The sequence below is a fragment of the Cytobacillus solani genome (assembly GCF_006704205.1).
In the GTDB taxonomy this organism is placed as follows: Bacteria; Bacillota; Bacilli; order Bacillales; family Cytobacillaceae; genus Cytobacillus; species Cytobacillus solani.
The window spans coordinates 1,130,182-1,151,330 of record NZ_CP041305.1 but is presented as its reverse complement, the minus strand read 5'-3'; the positions used below and the strand labels follow the sequence as shown (position 1 = coordinate 1,151,330).

The window sequence follows — 21,149 nt, the reverse complement described above, 5'->3', positions numbered from 1 at the left end:
AGTAAACACACTCTACACTTCTTTTGCAATTTCATTTCTATTAGGAGCAAGTGGCGGTTGTTCTAACCATTTATTTTGTACCATTATATTAAACCATTTCTTTGTTACTAAAAGATTTTTCAGAATGGTCCCTTCATAAGCTGCTACTAGGTCTGTTCGCATGGCGGATGCAAGACCTGCCCCATGATAATTTTGTGCGGCTTGAAATAAGAAACCTATATGATACAACATTAACTTTTCAGAAAAAGGGGAGTCTGTTGAAGTTGTCACTTCTGTTTCCCAGGATTTCGGAACAGGCAAATTATCCGCCTGCATTATTTTTGAAAATGATTTTATTTGCCCATCAGCCGTTTTTTCGGAATCCGTAAGAAACTTTCTTACTTCTTTTGTTTGAGCAACTTGACTGAATGCAATAGAAAGGGTTTTAGCCATAATACTTTTTTTGAGGTTGAAAGAAATACTAATGATCTCTGTAGCAGCTAACTTTCTGCCCTTTCCGAAAAATCCATCTGTGAAATCTTGGCTGGAAATAAACTCAGGGTTTTTGGCTGGATAAAATAAAGGGTCTCTTTGAAAACTTCCTTTTTCAAGTAAAAGCTCAATGGTTTGATGATACATTTTTTTCGCATCATTATCGCATGAATCGTAAAATTCCCTCAAGTCTTTTCTAACAGAAACCGCTAATGAAGTGGTATGTCCGAGCAAACCATGTAAGGTCATGATATGTAAATAATTCAAGCAAAATATATCTGTGAACAATCTTTGTTTACCTTTAAAGAGATCAGATTCGGTAAAGCCAATTGGAACTGGAAACCCTTCTTCCTCAAAAAAGGTTACAATTTCTTTTTTTTGTTTTCCAAATGTGTTAATAGCACTGTCGAAAATGGATTTTATTTGCTCGTCTTCAATAATAGAATACATATATCTATTTACCACATCTATCATTGTGCCGTTCACATACTCTCCCCATAACGTTCCTATTTCGGAGGATGTGAGTTTTAGTTTATTCCCATCCACAATATCACCTCTTGGAATATTATTTACCAATTAGTAATTGTTATGAATTAAAAAAAATGTTATTAAGAGACACACTTTCACTTTAAATAAACAGTTGTATCAATGTTATTTTATATGGCTTTTTTAATTCCTAACCAATTTTTCCATTGAATCCATATTGCGTACCTTATAATGTTAAATGGAAATATGTTTATTACAGGAGTGAAAAAAGAATGGAGCCTTTCATTAGAAGTGATCAATATAACTATATTAAAAATCAAATACAAATACTCATCAATGGATATACAACCGTCAATGATAAAGGGGTTCTTAATGCATTGAAAACCCTTACGGATGAAAAGATAATACATTTGTTCGATGATCTAAGTGGAGAGCAAAGACAAATATTCAATCCGATCGTTGAAATTAGAGAGAGAGATCAAGCAGAGGTATTTTTATCACAATTAAAGCAGTATGTGATTCCTTTTAAAGATATAACCGAACATTCAATAAAAAAATTATTCCCAAAGGCAAAGAAGTTAAAAGTCCCCTCACTAGATCAGATAGATCGATATGAAATATCTTATTTAGGATGGAATGATACAGGCTCAAATAAAAAATATATTGTTGCTGAGCAAAATGATAAATTAGTTGGGCTTCATGGTTCTTTTAAAAATGTTAGCAAAAAAGGAATTTGCACAATTTGTCATGGCCATGAAGAATTAGGCATGTTTATCATGGAAATGAGAGGATCAGAACAAGGAACATATATAAAGAGAGGTAATTATATTTGCCAAGATAGTCAAAAATGCAATCAAAATATTAAATCATTAGACAGATTAGCGGATTTTATTAACGGAATGAAGGGATAAACAGGTAAGATGATTCTATGGTTCAACATTAAGCTAATGTTGTTCATTTAGATTGCAAAAAGGGAACTTCGCAAGATAGGAGTTCCCTTCATCACTTGTTTTATAAATCTTCTACTATTTTTAGATTCTGCGGAAAACCTGATATTGTAATGGAGTATCGGTTTTTTGAACAAGCTGGTCTTTTAAGGATTGGATATAACTTGTTAAATCACTTATATCATTTTTCTGGGCTGCAATCCTTGAGGGGTGAATGTCTTTCATTTTTGAGTATGTGTACTGGCTTGAAATAATAATCCGATCCTTAAATATTTGGTTCCCCCTAATATGGTCACCATGCCAATGACTATTAATCACCTATGTAACAGGGTGATTTGTGATTGATTCCGCAATATGCTTTAAATCTTGAGATGCTTGTTGTGTGTTAAATGTATCAAAAACGATTACTTTTCCTCCTAAATCTACAAAACCTGCATTTGCCGCAGCCCCTCCACCTTCTTTTGCTAATACTGCATAAATACTATTGCTCACTTCTTCAAGTTTAAAGTGTTTACTTTGAAATTTTCCATTCATCTGCTTTCCCTCTTTTTCGATAGTGAATATTTTGAAATGAAACTGATTATTAGCATGGAATCAACAATAATTATTTGTTATATTCTAATAATAAAAATTTAGCATGGGTTGTTTTTATTGTGAATAAGCAACTTTATTTAGAAAAGAACGTCTATTTATAAAATAGGAGGAATCGATATGAAAAAATGGTTATATTTTTCAATTACTTCCGTATTCTTTATCCTTGCAGGCTGCGCGAACGGTAATTTACTTTCATCAAAACCACCAGAAGTTTTCATTGAAATTGCCAATGAGAAATATGATACAAAATTAGGTACATACTGCTGGGGGAATTCGTGCATCGATACTGCGGGACCAGTGGAAATGTTAGAAGGGAAAGCGCCAGTAAAAGTAAAACCTGGTGAGAAGATTAATCTTGTAATGGATTATGAGCCAAAGCCAAATAGTATACATCTCTTACAAATAAATGAGGAAAAGGAAGAAGTGGAGATATTAGTTAAGGATCATGAGTTTACGGCACCTGCACAAAAGGGAATCTATTATTTTTCCTACGGAGTATGGTGGATGGATGAAAAGCAAGAAAATGTATCCAACGGGGACGCTTTCTATGCTTTTGCTTTAGAGGTGGAATAGGCAAGGGAGGGGGGATGTATTTGAGAAAGCTCATCTTATTTCTATTGTGTTTCATTTTTACAAGTCAGTTATCTGTTCAAGCACTTAGCTGGGCGTATCCTTTCGTTGTATGGAAAGGAAATGTATATGAAGTAACCGATGAAGAGGTATCTGATATCGGAGACGTCATAGGTAAAGTAAAAAGAGGCACGGATGAAATGACTGGAGAATATTTTGGTGACGCATCAAATATGTATCCAAAAGGCACGAAGTATTATGAAATCAAAGGCATTTCCCCGAAAATAGCGATTGCAGTTGAGGTAGAAGAAAGTAAATGGTATAAAGCTGATTATGTTCATGAAGCACCTAAGCATTGGCTGGAGAATGTCATTATCGTATTGACCTTTGTTATGTTAATTGTTGCAGTATTTACGATTATGATACGAATGAATAATAGGAAAACCTGAAGGGCCATGCTGTCCTTAGCATTGCCCTTTTACTATTCTCTCTTAAGGCAAGATGGCGAAAGACCTGACAGGAAATCCAGAGGCTTTTTCCGGTTTTGGGACAATATTGAAGATGACTGCTCCTTTAGCAGGTATTTTGTCTAAGTTTGTTAATAATTCAATTTGATACGTATCCTGTTCAAGAATGTAATATTCAGCTAAGAGTTTTCCGTTTTTTTGATAGTCTATGCTTGAATCAGTGTCAAACGTTTCATGGCCAATGGCTTTAATTTTTCTTTCCTCTATTAAAAACCTCAATGCATCGACTGACCAGCCAGGGGCATGGTTTTGACCATCATCGTCTTTGTTTTCAAATGCTTCTCTATCCGGCCAGCGTTTGCTCCAATCCGTACGCAGGGCAACAAATGACCCTTCTTCAATCTTCCCATACACCTCTTCAAAACCATAAATATCATCGACAGTTAAAGTAAAGTCGTTATTTAAAGCGGCTTCCTTTGATCGATCGATGACAACTAGCGGCAAAACTAATTCTTTTAATCCTACTTCATCTAGATACCTCGTATTCCGGACGAAATGGATCGGTGCATCAATATGTGTGCCGTACTGTCCAGCAAATTTAAAGCTTTGTGCGAAAAATCCATCATCATGATTAAATAAAGTCTGGAATTCTGCTGAATCAAATGCTGAGAAATGCGGTGAACCAGGACCGAATGTATGGGTTAAATCAACCCATTCTTTTTCCTTTAATAGTTGAATGGCTTGGAGTAATTCGTTTGATACTTTCGTTAACTCATTTGACATACAGATCACCTCATTAGAATTAGATGATGGGGCTTTTATTAAAAATAAAAAACCCCTTCTTTAAACAAGAAGAGGTTTGGCATTCACGCTTTCGGCTCTTCTTATCTTCAAGCATGACGCTTCTGGAATTAGCACAGTACATTATCGTCTGTTGCTGAGGTATCAATGGGCCAGTCCCTCCACCTCTCTGGATAAGAAAAATTGCATATTTAATTTATTTATACCTACCCTACATCTAATAATTGGAATTGTCAAGACGAAAAAAGAATTTTCGAAATAGAAAAAAATGTGGGATAAAAGTAGGGATTTGTCGATTTTCCTCACTTAAGGGTTATAATAAATATAATCTATTTTTGTGAGGAAATGTATGAAAAAACAGAATATCCATACTTGGCTGCTTCATGAAGAGAAGCGGGCACTTAAAATGTATTTAATCACCTTTTATATAACCTTAGTTTTATATGATTTTTTTTACTACTACTTGTATCCAAAGTATATTCTGCATTCAGAAACAGGGATAAATAGCCCGTTAGGCTATTGGAATTATGTGATCATCTTTGGATTAATTCCAGTTGCTTATTATTAGTTAGAAAGGAAAAACAGCACGCAATAAAATATATTTACATTCTTGTTTATATGATACTTACGGCACTAAGTGACATCATTCTATTTTCGAGTGAATCTGGCGAATATGCAAGCGGGAATGCGGCAGAATTAATCCTAATATTATTTTCGCCCCTTTTTATTAATAAATGTTTCTATTGGGTTGTTACGATTGTTTCTATTTCCAGATATTTTATTGTAGGTTTACTTATTCATTCAATGGTAGTGGTTATCCCGATTGCTTTAATCATTATTTTTTCTGTGATTACCTACATTTTATTAAATCGATTCAATTCTTATATTTATGCATTAACCTCTGCAAATGAGGAATTAAGGCATAAGGAAAAGCTGGCATTTATCGGTCAAATGGCAACTTCGATTGGACATGAAATCCGAAATCCTCTTGCTTCATTAAAAGGGTTTACACAGCTGCAAAAAGAAAAATATGTTCAGGATCAGAAGTATTTTTCAATTATGGAGCAAGAAATTGAGCGGATAGATTTAATCGTAAATGATCTCTTGCTGCTTGGAAAGCCAAAAAACACTCAATTCCAAAAGAGTTGTTTGAAAGAGATTATTTTCTATGTGATATCGATAACGAAACAACAGGCTAATGAAAAAAATATTTCGTTATCAGTAGAAATGGATGAGTCGATTCCATTGATTGAATGTGTAGAAAATCAGATTAAGCAGGTGTGTATTAACCTTATAAAAAATGGCCTAGATTCAATGGATAACGGTGGAATGTTCAAGATTCTTTTAAAGCATGAATTAAAGAATGAAATCTCGATTAGCTTTATCGATCAAGGCTGTGGCATAAATCAATCTGAGCTGAATAAGCTGTTTACTCCATTTTATACAACAAAAGGTGATGGAACTGGTCTTGGGCTTATCGTTACGAAAAAAATAATCGAAGACCATCAAGGAGAAATAAAGATTGAAAGTGAACTGAATAGGGGAACACAGGTAGAAGTGATATTGCCTGTTGTTCAATGATCGGGTTATGTTAGAAAATGAAATTGTGTGTTAAACAATAAGGACTAGCACACTTTTTTAATAGAATTTAGGTGTGCCATAAATAAAAGACCCGATAATTGTCACCCTATAGATATGAAATAAATATTTGAGGTGACTTTGTTAGGATGAATGATAAATCTCAGCTTTCAATCCCTATTATTATAAGTATACTCTCTCTTTTAGCGTTCAGCTTCATGGCATTTATTGTTCGCGTTAATAAAATCATTCAATTTGATAGTACGGTTATTTCATTTGTACAAGGATTGGAAAATTCAGCCTTAACCGTTGTTATGAAAGTTTTTACATTTATTGGAGATACAAAAGCAGTTATTGTTCTATCGATACTTGTAATTATTTTCTTATACGTAGTTCTTAAACATCGAATAGAATTGATTTTATTTATTGTAGCAATAATAGGATCAGCTATGCTGAATCAACTATTAAAGTACTCTTTTCAACGGGCTCGCCCTGAACTACATCGGCTAATTGAGATCGAGAGCTACAGTTTTCCGAGCGGGCATGCGATGAACGCATTTACAGTATATACTGTCATATCTTTTCTGCTATGGCGGCATATCCCTTCAAGAGCTGGTCGAACAACATTAATCATTATCAGTGCATTAATGATTTTTTCCATTGGAATAAGTCGTATTTATTTAGGGGTGCATTATCCAAGTGATATAATTGCTGGCTATTTTGCAAGTGGGTGCTGGCTTGGTATGGTGATTTGGTTCTTCCAGAGGTATCAAGAAAGTCGCAGCAGAAAACGTACATACAAAACCTCGACTAGCAAAGGGTAAAAATAGCTTAATATCAAAAGAGAATCTATTAAATCCGAGTCGAAATTTACAATTGGGGTGAATGGAAATGCTCCTAGGGTTAATGGTGCTAACAGTATTAATTCATTTAGTTGATACACTGTCTTACTCCGTGCGGTTAAATTCCGTGAAGAGCGGAAAATTTGCACTTTCCATGTCTTTATTTAATATTTTTGTTCTTGTATCTAGGACCGCCAATATGTTTCAAGCACCATTGATCGGTACACTTATAGGAATTAGCATTGCGAAAGAGATAGATCCTTTAAAAGATATTCGACTGGTCATTTTCTCGGCAACAATTGGTACGCTTATAGGGATCCTATTCATACCTACTTTTCTTAAACTATTTGCGATCGCTGTAAATAGACTTGAAACAAAGGGTTCAGTTCCTTCCATTGTAGTAGAGGCATTAAGCGTTTCGAACATTAAGCGTATGTTAAAAAAGACAACGAAACCGCGTAAAAAGATGTTTTATAGCTTGCGTTATAGAGAAATTCCAAAACGGCTTTTAATTCTAAACACAGTAATTACAGCTATTTATACAATAGGGGTGATTTCTGCCTATTATGCAGCTTACTTTGTAGACGAAGAATTTCTATTAGCCGCTGCGGGCTCTTCTGGAATGATTAACGGTGTTGCCACCATATTATTAACGTTGTTGGTAGACCCGCAGTCTGCAATTATTACAGACCAAGCTTTAAGAAAAAAACGGCCATATGGGGATGTTAAAGCACTTGTAGTTATGTTAATCGGAACAAAGCTTCTTGGAACATTAATTGGCCAAATTTTGATTTACCCTGCTGCGATACTAATTGCTAGTTTTTATTAATAATATTGAGATAGTTTAAGGTTATAATAATATTAATACTTACTTTTTTCGGAGGGAAACCTTTTACTCTTAATCCACGTCTAATACTGTAGCTAGTAGATTGGAATAAAGAAGGGATAATAATGATATATCCGACTGTTATATGTAAAAGGGGAAAAGTTCATGGTGTTAGGAATGAATCTGCCTGCATTTGTGGAGCGCAATATCGTGATGAAGCGCTAACTAATCGGAAAGTTCTATATAGATCTATTCTTTTTAGAGACATTCATTTAATTAATTGTCGAAAATGTAAACTAGAACTTAAGAAAATAGGTGGGAAAAGTTCCCCTTGATTTCTATTTAGACTCTTTGCTGAAAAACAAAGGGTCTTTTTATTTAGGCTATGTTAAAGCTCAATGTGTGTTTTATCTCACAGTATATTATTTGTGTATTCACTATAATAACATTGAAAATGCGAATAAGAATAGGGGAGTATTATATATGTCGAACACATTAGAACAAGAAAAAATTGGTGAATTAGTTGACCGTTTTTATAGTAAGTTAATAAAGGATTCTTATTACAGTGCAATGTTCGCTGAGAGAGGGGTGGATATTGAACTGCTTAAGAGCAGGCAGCGTTCATTTATAAGCCGCTTGGTTACGGATGATTCACCGGCGGACGATGAAAAGAATGTTAAACAAGTAAATGAAAGACACCCGTTCCAAACAACACCAGAGCGAGCTGGAATCTGGATGCGCACAATGGAAGAAACAATAAATGAAATGGAAATAGAAGATTCGATAAAGCTGAACTTAGTGGAGAAAATTAGAAAATTAATGAATCATTTAATTAATAAGTAATTCAACTATTGCCAGAAGGAAAGTTCTTCTGGCTTTTTCATTTTAAAAGAGCCTGTTTAGAGCAAACAAATATGGTGCTTTTTTCATTGTGGGTGCAATCTAGCTACTTGAAAATTGTGGTAGATGAAATGAAAAGATGTGATATACTACATATTAATCAAACTGAAAAGTTAAAAGTCATTTTTTAGAGGGAAGCTTATGTATGGACAAAAATTGATGGTCTCTTCTGCGAGAACAAAGGGAATCATGATGGTTTTGATAGGGGCCGTTTTATGGGGGGTATCTGGTACAGTTGCCCAATATTTATTTCAATACAGTAGATTTAGCCCAGAATGGCTGGTTGTTGTTCGGTTGCTCGTTTCTGGGACCATTCTCTTATGCTTGGCAAGTTTAAAGGGCAATCAGAGAATATGGGACATCTGGAAAGATAAAAAGGATGTGTCAAGCCTAGTACTATTTAGTATTTTTGGAATGCTCGCCGTTCAGTATACCTTTTTTGCAGCCATTGAACATTCTAATGCAGCTACAGCTACTGTCTTACAGTATTTAGCTCCAGCGATGATTTCATGCTTCATAGCTCTAAGAGCAAAGAGGCTTCCGACTATAAAAGAATTGATTGCAGTTGTTTTAGCACTTTTGGGAACCTTCCTTTTAGTGACAAAGGGAAGCATGAGCAGTTTATCTATTTCAGGTATTGCCTTATTTTGGGGACTGGCTTCTGCAGTGGCCTTAGCTTACTACACATTGCAGCCTCTAAGGCTTCTTGCAAAATGGGGATCAGCCCTTGTCATTGGCTGGGGGATGTTGATAGGGGGATTATCATTTAGCCTTATTCATCCACCTTGGAAATTTGTTGGGCAATGGTCGTTAAACGCCTTTTTAGCCGTACTATTTATCATCATTTTTGGAACACTTATTGCTTTTTATTGCTATTTAGAAAGCCTAAAATATATTAGCGCTTCAGAAACAAGTATCTTAGCCAGTGTTGAGCCGTTATCAGCTGCATTTTTATCAGTTGTTTGGCTTCATGTATCTTTTGGGCACGAAGAGTGGCTAGGGACATTATGTATTATAAGTACAATTATCATATTATCCTTTGTGAAAAATAAAGAAGGATCAAAAGCGAATACATTAAGTGCATGAGCTCTTAAATTGTTACGAAGAGAAACTACCTTATCGAGAAGAGGTAGTTTTTTTATGGTTAAGTGTTTCTGTATAACGAACGTTACCTGCTACTTTGTTTCATAGAGGGACCTGGGACCAATTTAAGGGAATATTTTTTCTTATTACACAATATGATGAACTATCATTAATGGAATGAGGGGATCATGCTGAAAAATAATGTGGGTTCTTTAATTACGAAAGAAATGCTGGCTAATTATCATGAGTTAAATCTTAAGAAAAAAGAGATTGAAACAGAATTGAATGAGCTAAAGAAGGCATTTAATCAATATTTTGACATGGCTGTAGGAAAGGACACAAGAGGAGACATAGCCATTGGTGATTATAAATTACAAAGGCAAGTAAGAGTGACAGAAAAATATGAACAAGAGGACACTGTTAATCGCCTAGAAAAATTAAATTTCCTTGATTTAATCCAAAAGAAACCGGATGAGGAGAAAATAAAGGCCGCATTAAATTTAGGATTACTAAAAGAGTCAGATTTAGTTGGCTGTATCAAAGCTAGCTCTTCACTGGCAATCTACGTAAAGCGGGTGGAGTAATAGAGATTCACGAAATGAACTTACATCCAGTGGCAGTCTCAAAGAGTCTACCTATTTGGCTGACCAATTTTTTGTAAGTTCATTTTTTTATACATGATTCGGAGCTTTATTGGGGAAATTAACCATAGCGGGGAGGGACTGTTATGGGGTACAAAATCGAAAAGAGAATTGAAATTTCAACGTGGGTAATCACATCAATATTATTGCTTCTATTTTTGCCAAGAAAAAGGCTTCGTGAGGCAGTTCCATTATTTTTATTTAAACAATTTATGACTTGGTTCTTTGGGCTCATGGTCGTCGAAACAGGTAAAATAAAATATCCATTCCGACTTTTCTTTAAAAATGCGACTAAATCGAGCTTTACTTTTGAGTATTTTGTTTATCCATCTTTATGTGCGTTGTTTAATTTATACTATCCTGAGAATAGGAATAGAGGGATTAAATTTCTCTACTATTTTGCAAATACATCCTTACTTACAGTCCTTGAATTTTTTATTGAGAAGTATACAAAATTGATTACATACAATAAATGGGGTTGGTACTGGAGTTTTTCATCGATATGGGTTACTTATTATATTTCACGTGTCTTTCACAATTGGTTCTTCAAAGTCCCTGCGGATAACAAAGAGATTAATGAAAAGTATGTAAATAGATGAAAATGCGATTCTTCAGTAAGTAAAGAAGATCGCATTTTTAAATTATAGTAAAATAAGTGGTAAACGGATAATTTTATTATAATTTAACAGTGGAGTATGCTTATTGTAGAATGAATAGTGAAGGGAAGATATATTTTGAATAAGTTCACATTTGTTATCCCTATTATGGTTCTTGTAGCTGTATTAGCTATGTGGATGCTTGCAAAGGATTATTCCGAGATTGATCTGCAAATTAGAATAATTATCTCTGCAGGTGCTGCCATATTATCTGGAGGAATCTCCTATTTCTTATTTAATGTAGATAAAGAGAAGAAGTGATTATGCAACGAAATCCCAGCTATGCTGGGATTCTAATATAAATCATTTATTCTAGTTAGGCTGGCAGCATAATTCTCCTTCGCCCTTTTCGAGTGCTGATTTTAAACTGTTTAAAACCCCTGACCATGCCATTTGATGCCACTTGATTGCTTCTGACCAACGATCTTCATTCTTAAATCCAGTATGTTCGATAATGACTTTTGTTGCCCCCTCATCCATCGCTACAAGATTTACTTTTACAGACTTTAATTCTTCATTATTTCTTCGAATTGGTCTGGTCCTTTCCAGCTGAACTGTAGCTCTTCTTGATCAACCATCTTAATAATTTTACACCCTCTAGTATTCATTCCTGTTCGATTCCCTGGAACAAAGTATAGCTCAAATGCGCCGCCTTCCTTAGCTTCAATTACTGTCTCCGGTGCAAACCATTGGGAAACACGTTCGGAAATGGTCCAAGCATGCCAAACTAAACTTAATGGTACATGAATAATAATAGTATTTGTGATGCCAACTTCACTGGAAATAGCCTTCATTTTTAACTCCCCCTATAAAAATATGCTCATTTAGTTACCATTTGTTAGAATGACTAAAAAGAATATTCTGAATTAACCCATATCTTTAGCTATACAGACTCATTGATTAAGAGAAGGATAATGATTTTTACCATTTTTCAATCGCTAGGAAACATTATCCTCTTAGCAAACATAAAAAAGCTTTGACATACGAATAATAATCATGTAAATTACCTATTGTACGAACGTTTTTATTCGAATGAAATATAATATTCGTGTTTAGGGGTGTAATAGATGGAAAATGTGTTTGATTACGAAGATATTCAATTAATTCCGGCGAAATGTATTGTGAATAGCCGTTCTGAATGTGATACAACTGTTAAGTTAGGCAAGCATACATTTAAGCTGCCAGTCGTTCCAGCTAATATGCAAACAATTATTGACGAAAAAATTTCAGTATATTTGGCTGAAAATGGTTATTTTTATGTCATGCATCGTTTTGAACCGGAAAAAAGAATATTATTTATTCAAGATATGAAATCACGTGGACTTATTGCATCTATAAGTGTTGGTGTAAAAGAGGAAGAATATCGCTTTATCCAACAATTAGCTGAGGAACAGCTAATACCAGATTATATTACAATCGATATCGCTCATGGTCATTCAAATGCAGTGATTGAGATGATTAAACATATTAAGAAGCATTTGCCAGAAAGCTTTGTTATTGCTGGAAATGTGGGAACACCTGAAGCAGTAAGAGAATTAGAGCATGCTGGTGCAGATGCAACAAAGGTTGGCATTGGACCAGGGAAGGTGTGCATCACAAAAATTAAAACTGGATTCGGGACTGGCGGATGGCAATTAGCGGCGCTTCGCTGGTGTGCAAAAGCAGCAAGTAAACCAATTATTGCAGACGGCGGCATTCGTACACATGGAGATATCGCGAAGTCTGTAAGATTTGGTGCAACGATGGTTATGATCGGATCATTATTTGCTGGGCATGAAGAATCTCCAGGTGAAACCATTGAAAAAGATGGGAAGCTTTTTAAAGAATATTTTGGTTCAGCTTCTGAATTCCAAAAAGGTGAAAAGAAGAATGTAGAAGGCAAAAAAATGTTTGTTGAGCATAAAGGTTTGTTGGAAGATACATTAATTGAAATGGAGCAGGATCTTCAATCTTCAATCTCTTATGCTGGAGGTAACAAGCTGGAAGCGATTCGCAATGTGGATTATGTGGTTGTGAAGAATTCTATCTTTAATGGAGATAAGGTTTATTAATTGTCTTGTAACAAGAAAGGGTAGCCGAAGCGGCTACCCTTTAATCATATTATTTGCTGGCCTTATATTTATTTAAAAACTCCTGTGCTTTCGCAGGATCAGCCTTAAGCTCATTTCCTGTATTTACGATTGGGCTTACAGTAGAAACAGCTTTAATTTTATTGTTTTGGTAATAGCTTAAAATTTCATCTTGGTTGATGGAATATAGAACTGCTTTTCTTAAATCATCACTTATTGCGACTTCACGATTTGCTGTGTTGAAAAGTAAGTAGCTGACCCCGTTGCTTTCAATTCGTTGCAGGTGCAGCTTGCTGTCATTCTCGACAACGTCGTATTTTGTTTCAGGAACCCCATAGTACATATAAATTTCTCCGTTGCGAAGTGCGGACAGAGCACTATCTGTATCTTGGATGAAACGAACGGTAATGTTTGAAATTTTAGGCTCGTTTTCTGTTCCTATCATATATGCAGGATTCTTGTAAAATACAGCTTCATAATCGTTTTTATAAGATAAGATGTATGGACCGCTTGCATATAGTGAATTGTTGTATTTATCCCCTTCAGTAACCGTATTTTGGTCACCATATGGAATGTCTTTGTTTACATCAAATGAATCGACATCATACGTATTGATGCTTTCAACCTGTTTCTTAGATACAATTCCAGCAGATTGGTGTGCTAAATAGTTTAATACTTGAGGGAAAGGCTCTGTTGTTGTCATTTTAACAACTTGGTATTTTCCTTCTTTATTATTTGCTTGTGTTTTATCAGCTACAAGCTCGGAAATTTTTACACCAAGTCCATCTTCAAGTGTTTCTCTTACAGTTTTGTCGCTGCCAGATTGCTTCACATCAAGTGCATTAAGATCTGTAACGACTTCTGCATCTTTAATATGCTCGTGCAGACTGTATGTGCGGTGATCTGGAACAGAGTTTTTATCTTTTGCACGATTTAATGAGAAGATGACATCATCTGCACCGACACGTTCTCCTGTATCAACAGCTTTTTTATCTGTGATTTTTGCAAAATGAATATCATCTCTTAACAAGAAGTAGTACTCTGAGTTTCCTTCTGCAATGCTATGGTTATGTGATAATGATCCTTCGGAAGTAATTTTATCGTCATCTGTTAAGTTAATTAGACGTACATACATGTTTGTATTAATTGTATTGATTGAACCATCGTTTCCTTTAATCGGATCAAGTGATGTTAGGGTGGAAATCGATTGCTGTAAAATAAGCGGATCTGTTTCGCGCTTCGCTGTATCATTAAAATCGATTGTTTCCCAAGCAAGTGCGCGTGACTTTGAAAGTCTGACTGTATCTATATTTAAAACATCTTTATTTATTCCTTGTGCCTTATATGAGATATATAGAGGAGCAATATAAGCTTTATCAAAAACAAGACGCTGTTCTAATTGCTTGTAAGTATCTACATATTCCTCAGGTGTTTGTGTGCTTGCTAAATCAATGAGTTTATCGACTTCTTCATCAGCCATGATACTGTAATCACCGCCAGATTTGAAAAGAGAGCGGACTGCATAATCAGGGTTTCCAGTTACCGTTGTCCAGCTAGATAATGCAACATCATAATTTCCTGCATCCTGCTGAGCTTTAAAGCTGCCGTAATCCGGCTGAAGGTTCAGTTTTACATCAAAGCCATTTTTCACAAGCTGGTCACGGACAATGTTAATGTCATCTTCTCCGCTGCTCATCCCAAGGATTTCAATCTTAACTTTATCATCATTAGTGACACCGTCATTTTTAGACTTTTTTCCTTCTTCAACATCTGACTTTGTGTTTACACAGCCCGCTAACATTAGAACGAAAGCAAGAAGAAGGGGGATAAATGTTTTTTTCACAATAGGTTCCTCCTATATGGTTCTATTAATATTTAGAAGCTAATATAGCTTTGCTCTTACTTAGTCTATTTTTGGATCAAGTGCATCTCGTAATCCATCTCCTAGAAAATTAAAGGAGAGAACGAGTGCAATAATGGCAAGACCCGGATAGATTGCTAGATAGGAATGAGACTCAAGATATGTGCTTCCAAGTTTTAAAATGTTTCCCCACTCCGGAATATGAGGCTCAATTCCAAGACCGAGGTAGCTTAAGCTGCTCGTGGCGATGACTGCACTTCCAATCGTCAAAGTGGATTTTACAATCATTGGTGCCATTGAATTTGGCACAACATGCTTGAAAATGATGGATCCCGTACTCGTACCAAGTGCACGAGCAGAATCAACATATTCATAATTTGATACCATTAAGACATTTGCACGCATGGTTCTCGCATAAGTTGGAATGGAACCAACACTGAGTGCAAGAATCAACGTTACTGTATTTGATCCAAAAGCAGCGATAATAACGATTGCCAATAAAATTCCTGGAATAGCGTACAAAACATCAAGCAATCGCATAATGATATTATCTGTGCGTTGGCCATAGTAACCGGAAATGGCTCCAAGGATTCCGCCGATTACGAAAGGAATTGCTGTAGAAATTACCCCTACAATGAGGGAGATTCGAGCCCCGAAGACGATTCTTGAAAATAAATCTCTTCCGAAATTATCGGTTCCGAGCGGGTAGGCAAGGCTTGGAGATTGAAGTGTTGCGCTGTAACTATTCTCCACCGCCATTGAATAGTCAAAAGTTAAATAGCTGCATATAGAGATAGAAAATACAAAAACAATAAAAAAGAGACTTAACATGGATGTTGTATTCCTTGAGATTTTCTCCCAAATAATAATCCATTGCCCTGTGCTTTCTTTGTTGCTATTCTTGATTTTGCTAATCAGGTTCCAGCCAAGCAAAAGTGCAAAGAGATTTCCTGTTATAGCAGTCAGCATAAGCGGGATAGTGATATATACCATCCTTCTGGGAATAAGATTCCCTTCCGTAATATATTTGGTCACTAGAATAAGAGTGATCAGTTGAAAAATGGCCATTCCAATAAGACCAAACATGCCTAAAAGAAACGTATCCGCTACATAGGGCTTAAACAGATTAAGGGCGGATACGCCAATAATAAAGAATTGCGTGATCAGCATATATACGGCAATCGTGTATTCGGTTGTCTTTTTCTCCTTAACCAATTGAGAGGCAGCAGTTACAATGAAGAGGTTCCCGGTTGCTATACTTAGCAGCTGGATATACCCCCATTTTCTTGTTCTAGATTGCAGATAGCCAAATTGTTGAAGATCTTTTTTTATCAAAAAGGTGATGACGATCTGTATGCAGGTAAATAGTGCATATGCTGCGAAAGCGCCGAACACAAAAGGTTTCACCGTTTGTATTGAAAAATCATAGCTTGATAGTAATAGAATCACTGTGAGTACAAGCGAAACAATGGAAGTAAAGCTTGCTTGCATATATTCTGATGACAACTTTCGTGCATGTTTTTTTTGATAATTAGGTAATTCCTTTATCTTGGACATCATTCCACCTGCTTTAATATTGTTTCATTTTCGAACGGATGCGAGGATCGAAGAACGCATACAAGATATCAACGAATAAGTTGACTAAAGAAATCGTAATGGCAATATACACAACTCCGCCCAAAATACTAGGAATATCGGGTACAAATTGCTTATCTACGATGTAGCTTCCAATCCCACTAATATTAAAGACCTTCTCGGTCACAGCTGCACCACCGAGCATCCCTCCAAACAGGAGACCAATGACGGTGATAACTGGAATCATCGCATTTCCAACTGCATGCTTCCAAAGTACTTGTCGCTGAGCTAGTCCTTTCGATTTAGCCGTAATAATGTAATCCTCGTTAATTACTTCAAGTGTAGATGAGCGCATCATTCGAGCGATCGATGCTGTTAATCCCGTTCCTAATACAACAGCTGGCATAATAATAGATAACCAATTTTCAGGACTAAATGTTGCCGGAAGCCATTTTAGTTTAATGGAGAAGTTTAATATGAAAATAAGTCCTTGCCAAAAGTTTGGTATCGATAATCCAATAAGCGCAATAAACATAAATGTGTAATCTAAAAACGAATTTGGCTTTGTTGCAGAAATAATTCCAACTGGAATGGCAATAAGGATAGCCATAGCGAGTGAGATCAGGGCTAGGGTTAGTGTGATCGGGAATTTCCTTGCAATACTTGAAGCAACATCTTCGTTTCCTGTAAAGGATGTTCCAAGATCAAATGTCGCAATTCCTTTCAAGGCATTCCATAATTGAGAAAAATAAGACTGATCAAGACCATACAAATGATTAAAGGCAGCTATTTGTTCTTTTGTTGCTGTTTCACCAAGAATGTTTGCTGCAGGATCAAATGGTGATAAGTGCAAGATGGTAAATACAAGAAATACAACCCCGATAATGACAAACAGACTCATAATTAATCGATCGAAAATGTATTTAAGGTAAGCGTTGCTATACAAAAGAATAAATAGATACATAGGCAAGCCCGGGATAAAAGTAATAACTAAGAAAAGCGGGTTTCGTACGAGAGTTTGAAAGGTATCTTCAAAAGTGATTCTTTTCTCGCCTAGCTGTTCAAGCTGCGAATTCGTCTTTTCAACTAGTGTTTTCTGGAACTGCTCTTCTGCCCATTGCTTTGCTATTTTGTCTGAATCCTTTTCACCTGCTTTCTCTCCAAAAAAAGCCTGCTTTCGCAGGATTTGCTCTTTATATTCCAGCATCAATTCTTCTTTATATCCAGATATTAGCAAGGCTTTCTTCATTTCCATAAGTAAAGAAGTGTAAGAATCATTCTTTTTCTTAGAAAGATAGACTAACAAGACAATCAGAAGAACTGGTAATCCCAATAGTAAAATCAAATATTTATAGGATGGATGCTGCTGTATTTTACTATATGACTGGCAAATGATTGCTGATAGATTGAACCTCTTTTGTGAATGGCTTGTATTCACTGCATCCATAAGCTACTAATTTCCTCCTTTCATTTTAAATTGCATTATTCCGACCTGTATAGTATATTTTATTTCTAGGATGATATAAAAGTCAATAAGTAGTTTTAATTGAAAATTTTTCATAATATATTTAACCAAGCGTTTTTTAGAAAATATATGCATGATGAAATTCGTTTATTTGTATTAATTTAAATAATTGGCAGGTGTGAGTTGTGGAAACTATTTTACAGGTGAAAGATTTACGTGTATCCTTTCTTTCTCGAGATCATGAGTTTGAGGCTGTTCGAGGAGTGAGCTTTGAAGTGAAAAAGGGAGAGACTTTAGGAATTGTCGGGGAATCGGGCAGCGGGAAAAGTGTAACCGCACGTTCAATTATGCGCCTTCTTCCATCTCCTCCTTCCTATTTAAAAGAAGGGGAAATTACTTTTCTTGGTGACAATCTTGCAGATAAAACGGAGAAAGAGATGGAGGGGATTCGCGGCCGTGATATCGGAATGATTTTTCAGGATCCAATGACCTCTCTTAATCCGACAATCCGAATTGGTAAGCAAATTGCTGAGAGCTTGATGAAGCATCAAAAGCTGTCTAAGAAAGAAGCGAAAAAGCAAGCCATAGACATTCTGAAGCTTGTGGGAATACGTAATAGCGAGGTGCGCTATAATCAATATCCGCATGAATTTTCCGGTGGCATGAGGCAGCGGGTGATGATTGCGATTGCACTTGCCTGCCGTCCTACACTCCTTATTGCGGATGAACCGACGACAGCGCTTGACGTGACCATTCAAGCACAAATATTGAATTTGATGAAGGATATGCAGGAGCGCTTTGGCACCTCTATCATCTTAATTACGCATGACCTCGGTGTCGTAGCTGGCATGTGTGATCGGGTAGCAGTCATGAAGAGAGGAGAAATTGTTGAAACCGGTACTACGGAAGAGATATTTGAAAACCCAAAGCATCCATATACAAAGAAGCTCTTGCATGCTTTGCCGCGTCTTGATGAGAAGAAGAAGCAAAAGCCCGCTCCGCTTATTTTGCCAGGAACAGATTTGAACAAGCCGCTCCTTGAAGTAAAATCATTGAGGCAGCATTTTGATATGGGCAAAGGAAATGTGTTAAAGGCAGTTGATGATATCAGCTTCCACATTCGTGAAGGAGAAACCCTTGGACTTGTAGGTGAATCAGGTTCTGGTAAGTCAACGACAGGGCGTGCGATTTTGCGACTTTATGAGCCTACGGGCGGGGATGTATTATATCAGGGGATGCCTGTAAACCGTTTGTCAAAAAGCGAGATGAAATTAATGCGCCGTCATATGCAGATGATTTTTCAGGATCCATATGCTTCCCTCAACCCGCGATTTAAAGTACTTGATATTGTTGGCCAAGCTTTGGATGTCCATAAGCTTAGCAGCAGCAGGGGAGAACGGAAGAGGAGAGTGGAAGAATTACTTGAAATGGTTGGACTTGAGGCTGCTCATGCTGAACGCTATCCGCATGAGTTTTCCGGTGGCCAGCGCCAGCGAATTGGTATTGCCCGTGCGCTTGCAGTAGAACCGAAATTTATTGTATGTGATGAGCCATTGTCTGCACTCGATGTTTCTATTCAATCACAGGTAGTTAAGCTTTTAGAAGATTTACAGCATCGGCTGGGACTGACGTACCTATTTATTGCGCATGATCTTTCAATGGTTAAGCATATTAGTGACCGTGTAGCGGTGATGTATGCAGGGAAAATTGTGGAGTTGGCTGCAAGTGAAGAGCTTTATGCCAATCCGCAGCATGCATATACGAAATCGCTGCTTTCAGCCATCCCAATCCCAGATCCTAAGGTTGAAAAACGGAAGAAACGAGTATTAATGGAAGAGCAAACCGAGGAAGATAAATATCAATTAAAAAATTCTAAGCTAGTAGAAATATCGAATGGACACTGGGTGGCCATTCCGGTGTGAAAAGTAAATAACTAAAAAATCCGATTGAACAACTGTTGCTCGTTCAATCGGATTTTTATTATATTATTTTTTTAACTTCTAAATATTGAATATGATGTCCATCGATTTCACTGACTTTAAACACATATCCTTCTAATTCTATTTCTGTTCCAATTTGGGCATCGATGTCTTGAGTAAGAAACCAGCCGCCAATTGTATCTATTTCTTCATTGGATATCGCTGTACCAAGCAGGTGGTTCGCATCACCAATTAGTAACTTTGCATCAATAATGTAATGATCTTCTTTTAATTTACGTATATTTGGAATTTCGTCTTCATCGAATTCATCTCGTATTTCTCCGACGATTTCTTCGATAATATCTTCAACGGTAACTAATCCAGATGTTCCGCCATATTCATCCATAAGGATAGCAATATGGATTCGTTCTTTTTGCATTTTTAATAATAAGTCATGGATTGGAATTGTTTCAATCACACGAATGATGGGATTAATAAATGTTTCCATTCTCAAATGGGGATCTTTATTCATCAAGATAGATGATAATAATTCCTTCACATTCATGAAGCCAAGAATATTGTCTTTATCTCCATCAATTACTGGGTATCTTGTATAATTCTCAGTTGTAATGATATTTACGACATCTTTTATCGTATCATTAATAGATATACTAATGATTTCGGTTCGTGGAACCATAATTTCTTTTGCAATTCTTTCATCGAATTCAAAGATGTTGTTTACATACTTTAACTCGTTCTTATTAATCTCACCGCTTTTATAGCTTTCAGATAACAAGATACGCAGTTCTTCTTCTGAATGTGCGACTTCATGTTCTGATGCAGGCTTTAATCCGAAGATTCCAACTAGTACACGGGCAGAGCCATTTAAGAACCAGATAAATGGATACATGATCCGGTAAAACCAAATGATCGGAGTAGCGAAAAGAATCGTAATGGTTTCTGCTTTTTGAATGGCCACTGTTTTAGGAGCAAGCTCTCCCACTACTACATGCAAAAAAGTTACGATAGAAAATGCAATGGCAAATGATAAGATATGTGAAACAGATTCATTTAAGTTTAATTGTTCGAAAATAGGATGCAAAAGCTTTTCGATTGTAGGTTCACCTAACCAGCCAATACCAAGTGCTGTAACTGTGATACCTAGCTGGCAGGCAGATAAATATTCATCCAGGTGAGTGACAACCTTTTTAGCTGCAGCTGCCCCTTTTTTTCCTTCCGAAATCAGTTGATCTAATCTTGAAGTACGTACTTTTACGATAGCAAATTCGGTTGCTACGAAAAAAGCAGTTAAAGCAATTAAAATTACAATTAATAGTAGGTTAATAGTTGTCAATATGTAGTCTTACCCTCGTAAGACGTACACCTCCTAGTATTTTG

Annotated in this window: 22 protein-coding genes, 1 pseudogene and 1 riboswitch; of the genes and pseudogenes, 14 read left to right on the top strand and 9 right to left on the bottom strand. The window is 36.2% G+C overall.

Going from position 1 to position 21,149, the window contains the following annotated elements; all coding sequences use genetic code 11:
- Positions 1–12 precede the first annotated feature (12 nt).
- Positions 13–1,017, bottom strand: a complete 1,005-nt coding sequence (locus FI644_RS05845) for a DUF3231 family protein (protein WP_172797687.1) — start codon at positions 1,015–1,017, stop codon at positions 13–15.
- 212 nt (positions 1,018–1,229) lie between these two features.
- Here FI644_RS05845 and FI644_RS05840 point away from each other — a divergent pair, with 212 nt between their 5' ends.
- Positions 1,230–1,868, top strand: coding sequence for a FusB/FusC family EF-G-binding protein (locus FI644_RS05840; protein WP_053479168.1), 639 nt, complete (start codon positions 1,230–1,232; stop codon positions 1,866–1,868).
- Between the two features lie 354 nt (positions 1,869–2,222).
- Here FI644_RS05840 and FI644_RS05835 read toward each other — a convergent pair whose 3' ends face one another.
- The gene (locus FI644_RS05835; protein WP_053479167.1) at positions 2,223–2,438 is read right to left on the bottom strand and encodes a hypothetical protein; all 216 of its coding nucleotides are present in this window, start codon (positions 2,436–2,438) and stop codon (positions 2,223–2,225) included.
- Between the two features lie 177 nt (positions 2,439–2,615).
- On the opposite strand from FI644_RS05835, the gene FI644_RS05830 reads away from it, so the two are divergent.
- Together FI644_RS05830 and FI644_RS05825 are read left to right on the top strand one after the other, a co-directional pair.
- Positions 2,616–3,071, top strand: coding sequence for a hypothetical protein (locus FI644_RS05830; RefSeq protein WP_056682464.1), 456 nt, complete (start codon positions 2,616–2,618; stop codon positions 3,069–3,071).
- A gap of 20 nt (positions 3,072–3,091) precedes the next feature.
- Positions 3,092–3,517, top strand: a complete 426-nt coding sequence (locus FI644_RS05825) for a hypothetical protein (protein WP_053479166.1) — start codon at positions 3,092–3,094, stop codon at positions 3,515–3,517.
- A gap of 42 nt (positions 3,518–3,559) precedes the next feature.
- Here the strand turns inward: FI644_RS05825 and FI644_RS05820 are convergent, their stop codons facing one another.
- Positions 3,560–4,318 (bottom strand): cyclase family protein, encoded by a 759-nt coding sequence (locus tag FI644_RS05820; protein WP_056682467.1) that lies wholly within the window; start codon positions 4,316–4,318, stop codon positions 3,560–3,562.
- 98 nt (positions 4,319–4,416) lie between these two features.
- A riboswitch (SAM riboswitch) is annotated at positions 4,417–4,516 on the bottom strand.
- Between the two features lie 169 nt (positions 4,517–4,685).
- On the opposite strand from FI644_RS05820, the pseudogene FI644_RS27315 reads away from it, so the two are divergent.
- The 9 genes and pseudogenes from FI644_RS27315 to FI644_RS05775 form a co-directional block, all read left to right on the top strand.
- Positions 4,686–5,143, top strand: a pseudogene (locus FI644_RS27315) (HD-GYP domain-containing protein); the annotation flags it as partial.
- Positions 5,141–5,917, top strand: coding sequence for an ATP-binding protein (locus tag FI644_RS05810; protein ID WP_369692292.1), 777 nt, complete (start codon positions 5,141–5,143; stop codon positions 5,915–5,917). The pseudogene FI644_RS27315 and the gene FI644_RS05810, both read left to right, overlap by 3 nt.
- 146 nt (positions 5,918–6,063) lie before the next feature.
- Positions 6,064–6,738 (top strand): phosphatase PAP2 family protein, encoded by a 675-nt coding sequence (locus FI644_RS05805; protein ID WP_142108143.1) that lies wholly within the window; start codon positions 6,064–6,066, stop codon positions 6,736–6,738.
- A gap of 67 nt (positions 6,739–6,805) precedes the next feature.
- Entirely contained in the window at positions 6,806–7,585 is a 780-nt protein-coding gene (locus FI644_RS05800; RefSeq protein WP_212139249.1) for a lipid II flippase Amj family protein, read from the top strand.
- Positions 7,586–8,065: 480 nt separating this feature from the next.
- Positions 8,066–8,425: a protoglobin domain-containing protein gene (locus tag FI644_RS05795; RefSeq protein WP_053479161.1), complete on the top strand. Its 360-nt coding sequence runs from the start codon at positions 8,066–8,068 to the stop codon at positions 8,423–8,425.
- Between the two features lie 198 nt (positions 8,426–8,623).
- Positions 8,624–9,568, top strand: coding sequence for an EamA family transporter (locus FI644_RS05790; RefSeq protein WP_142108142.1), 945 nt, complete (start codon positions 8,624–8,626; stop codon positions 9,566–9,568).
- Positions 9,569–9,753: 185 nt separating this feature from the next.
- Positions 9,754–10,149 (top strand): hypothetical protein, encoded by a 396-nt coding sequence (locus tag FI644_RS05785; protein WP_056682477.1) that lies wholly within the window; start codon positions 9,754–9,756, stop codon positions 10,147–10,149.
- Positions 10,150–10,292: 143 nt separating this feature from the next.
- A complete protein-coding gene (locus FI644_RS05780; protein ID WP_053479159.1) occupies positions 10,293–10,805 on the top strand; it encodes a CBO0543 family protein in 513 nt (170 codons plus the stop codon).
- 135 nt (positions 10,806–10,940) lie between these two features.
- Positions 10,941–11,123, top strand: a complete 183-nt coding sequence (locus FI644_RS05775) for a histidine kinase (RefSeq protein ID WP_231690196.1) — start codon at positions 10,941–10,943, stop codon at positions 11,121–11,123.
- 51 nt (positions 11,124–11,174) lie between these two features.
- Here the strand turns inward: FI644_RS05775 and FI644_RS26755 are convergent, their stop codons facing one another.
- Together FI644_RS26755 and FI644_RS26750 are read right to left on the bottom strand one after the other, a co-directional pair.
- A complete protein-coding gene (locus FI644_RS26755; RefSeq protein ID WP_245637757.1) occupies positions 11,175–11,342 on the bottom strand; it encodes an SRPBCC family protein in 168 nt (55 codons plus the stop codon).
- A 26-nt stretch (positions 11,343–11,368) separates the two neighbouring features.
- Entirely contained in the window at positions 11,369–11,656 is a 288-nt protein-coding gene (locus tag FI644_RS26750; RefSeq protein WP_245637758.1) for an SRPBCC family protein, read from the bottom strand.
- 273 nt (positions 11,657–11,929) lie between these two features.
- On the opposite strand from FI644_RS26750, the gene guaC reads away from it, so the two are divergent.
- Positions 11,930–12,913, top strand: a complete 984-nt coding sequence (guaC, locus tag FI644_RS05765; protein WP_053479157.1) for a GMP reductase — start codon at positions 11,930–11,932, stop codon at positions 12,911–12,913.
- Between the two features lie 49 nt (positions 12,914–12,962).
- On the opposite strand, the gene FI644_RS05760 is transcribed toward guaC, so the two are convergent.
- The 3 genes from FI644_RS05760 to FI644_RS05750 all read right to left on the bottom strand — a co-directional run bounded on the left by FI644_RS05760 (position 12,963) and on the right by FI644_RS05750 (position 17,814).
- Positions 12,963–14,732 (bottom strand): ABC transporter substrate-binding protein, encoded by a 1,770-nt coding sequence (locus tag FI644_RS05760; protein WP_379998559.1) that lies wholly within the window; start codon positions 14,730–14,732, stop codon positions 12,963–12,965.
- 102 nt (positions 14,733–14,834) lie between these two features.
- Positions 14,835–16,349: an ABC transporter permease gene (locus FI644_RS05755; RefSeq protein ID WP_142108141.1), complete on the bottom strand. Its 1,515-nt coding sequence runs from the start codon at positions 16,347–16,349 to the stop codon at positions 14,835–14,837.
- Between the two features lie 13 nt (positions 16,350–16,362).
- Positions 16,363–17,814, bottom strand: coding sequence for an ABC transporter permease (locus tag FI644_RS05750; protein ID WP_056682487.1), 1,452 nt, complete (start codon positions 17,812–17,814; stop codon positions 16,363–16,365).
- A gap of 203 nt (positions 17,815–18,017) precedes the next feature.
- Here FI644_RS05750 and FI644_RS27230 point away from each other — a divergent pair, with 203 nt between their 5' ends.
- Positions 18,018–19,754, top strand: coding sequence for an ABC transporter ATP-binding protein (locus tag FI644_RS27230; RefSeq protein ID WP_142108140.1), 1,737 nt, complete (start codon positions 18,018–18,020; stop codon positions 19,752–19,754).
- Positions 19,755–19,812: 58 nt separating this feature from the next.
- On the opposite strand, the gene FI644_RS05740 is transcribed toward FI644_RS27230, so the two are convergent.
- The gene (locus FI644_RS05740; protein ID WP_053479152.1) at positions 19,813–21,105 is read right to left on the bottom strand and encodes a hemolysin family protein; all 1,293 of its coding nucleotides are present in this window, start codon (positions 21,103–21,105) and stop codon (positions 19,813–19,815) included.
- Positions 21,106–21,149: the final 44 nt, after the last annotated feature.